At 47.4% G+C, this 2,232-nt stretch carries 4 protein-coding genes; 3 read left to right on the top strand and 1 reads right to left on the bottom strand.

What is annotated here, in order from left to right; all coding sequences use genetic code 11:
• On the bottom strand, positions 1–454 hold a 454-nt coding region (locus tag ASH01S_RS17470; RefSeq protein WP_157067235.1), incomplete at its 3' end, for a helix-turn-helix domain-containing protein.
• Between the two features lie 347 nt (positions 455–801).
• Between ASH01S_RS17470 and ASH01S_RS19825 the strand changes: the two genes are divergently transcribed.
• From ASH01S_RS19825 to ASH01S_RS17465, 3 genes are all read left to right on the top strand, one after another.
• Positions 802–1,047, top strand: coding sequence for an amidase domain-containing protein (locus ASH01S_RS19825; RefSeq protein WP_373278605.1), 246 nt, complete (start codon positions 802–804; stop codon positions 1,045–1,047).
• Positions 950–1,444 carry an amidase domain-containing protein gene (locus ASH01S_RS19820; protein WP_373278606.1) on the top strand — a complete coding sequence of 165 codons (495 nt, stop codon included), beginning with the start codon at positions 950–952 and terminating at the stop codon, positions 1,442–1,444. Before ASH01S_RS19825 ends, ASH01S_RS19820 begins: the two co-directional genes overlap by 98 nt.
• A 68-nt stretch (positions 1,445–1,512) precedes the next feature.
• Positions 1,513–2,208, top strand: coding sequence for a hypothetical protein (locus tag ASH01S_RS17465; RefSeq protein WP_067929710.1), 696 nt, complete (start codon positions 1,513–1,515; stop codon positions 2,206–2,208).
• The last annotated feature ends 24 nt before the right edge of the window (positions 2,209–2,232 follow it).

Here is a 2,232-nt window from a genome sequence, read left to right as displayed (position 1 = left end):
CCTCTACAATTTCGGAGGCCTTCCCCACATGAAGGCTGGCCTCGTACGCTTCCTCGAACTGGTCATAGGCATCCATAAATCGTCTGCTCTTATAGAGAGCTTTGCCCAAGGACATCAACAGCCCGAACGTATTGCGCAATTCCCCACTCTCGCACGCAAGCTTCAGGCCCGCTTGGGCACGTGCAATCGCATCGGGAAGACATCCGGCGTCAATCAGTGCTTGTGTGGTGCATAGAATGTTATTCAGTTCTTCTGACCCGTCGACATCCCCAAGAAAGTAACTCAGAGGCTTGCCAAGTCGTTCTGCTATGATGGACAACACCCTGATAGACGGCTGGGCACGGCCAGTCTCAATGTGGCTGATCATGGCTTTCGACAAATCCTGACCAGCCAATTCCGCCTGGGTCATCTTAAGTTCCTTGCGGGCAGCGCGAATCTTCTCCCCCAAGTTCATAACCCATTCCCACCACACTAATCCAAAGTATATCTATATTATACCAAACCCCTCATTGTGGTTATACGAAAATTCCTTAAAAATGGTGTTGTGAGGAGAGATTCAATGAAACAAGTAACCAAAACTATTGGAGCAGCTGTCGGACTTGGCATAACCACTTTCCTTCTTGGTGCCAACATCTACTCCTGGCGCGCTCAAACCTGATAGGGCGCCAACCTTAACACATCTTTATGACTCATTGAAAACCTTGCCGTCACGATATCGCTCTTAGATTCGTCTAGCAGCCGTGGAGATCGCTACAAAGCAGACAAGTACGTATAAGCATTGAAAGGAAGTGTATTGGAGACGTGATAACGAGAACCAGGATTGTTTTATCGACGGTAGCCCTTGCAAGCTCATTTACTGGATTAGTTCCTTTCGCAGCTCCAGCATTTGCCGCCTCCTATAGCCGAAGTGCTGCCGCTTCATACGCAGACAAATACGCACTTAGTTACAATAGTAGTTATCCTTCGTACTCTGACGATTGTACTAATTTCGCGTCACAAAGTTCTGCATGCGGGCGGATTACCAGAACAAGTATATCGCAACATTAATACTGGTTTGCCCGTGACAACGTCGAATGATCACTATTGGTTTTACCAAGATGGACAGCGTTCCTACTCTTGGTCGGTGTCTTGGGATTTGTATACCTACCTCTTAACGTACAGTGGCGATGCAAAAAGCGCAGGAACTTATAGCGGTGATATTGGAAATAATCAGTACAACACTTTGTCCAAGGGAGACATAATTGGATATAACTGGGGAGATAGCAGCGAGCCGATAACACACGTAGCTGTCGAAGTGGGATACGGCACAGACCCCGACTCCGGATGGGTTGGGGACTACGTAGATGCGCATACCACTAATCACAAACATGCTTACTGGACACTACAGCCATATAACTCAAAGGCGTCGACAACAAAGGTCAAGACCATCTCCATCACCTATTAGAGTCATGTGCACCTTCCTGCGCCATTCGGATGATCTACGCAAATACGATGTTGAGGGAGGAATATACGTTGTCTTATCTGAATAGACCAATTGTACTGGTATCAAGTGGTCTTTGCACATTTGCCCTACTCGGAATCGGTGGCGTGGCCCTCGCATACCAAAGCAACACAACGAACGTCAAACAGGTTGCGACGGAAGCGGTTGTACTTGATCAGGAGTCTTCCTTCCCCTGGACAATAGACCAAACGAGAAACACAGATGACTTGACTGTTACTAAGGTTTCCGCATTCAATGGTATTAAACCGCGTGTTCCACTTCACAGCGTGGTCGTATCACATCTCAAGCGTACGCCAGATCTAAAGTCGAAAGTGACATTTACTCAGAACGAAATGACGTCGTGGAAGCAAAAGGGCAGTAGCTTGATTCAGAAGCTTTTTGTTCGCGGAACAAGGACATATAAGTCCGAGATGGCAGTACTCAATCGCTCAATAAGTCGTGCAAATGGCACGGTGATTTCTATCGATGGAGGGGTTCAAGACCTGCACTGGACCTCGGTCGACGTCGATCTGCTTCACGGAACAGCAACACTTAAAGGTGAAGGTGATAATTGGGCAAGTTATGCCCAATGGCAACCTAAGAAAGGACGATATATCGTCGCCTCTCCTCACAACCTTATAGATTACACCGTGTCGTTAAAACAGGTAGACGGCAGTTGGAAAGTGAGTGATTTAGAGTGGACATTTGCCCCAGGAAGTGAACCTTAAGAGCAAGGATGCTGGTCGATAACC

Origin of the sequence: Alicyclobacillus shizuokensis NBRC 103103, assembly GCF_001552255.1 — a bacterium.
Lineage (GTDB): Bacteria > Bacillota > Bacilli > Alicyclobacillales > Alicyclobacillaceae > Alicyclobacillus_G > Alicyclobacillus_G shizuokensis.
This window is presented reverse-complemented; position numbering and strand designations above follow the sequence as displayed.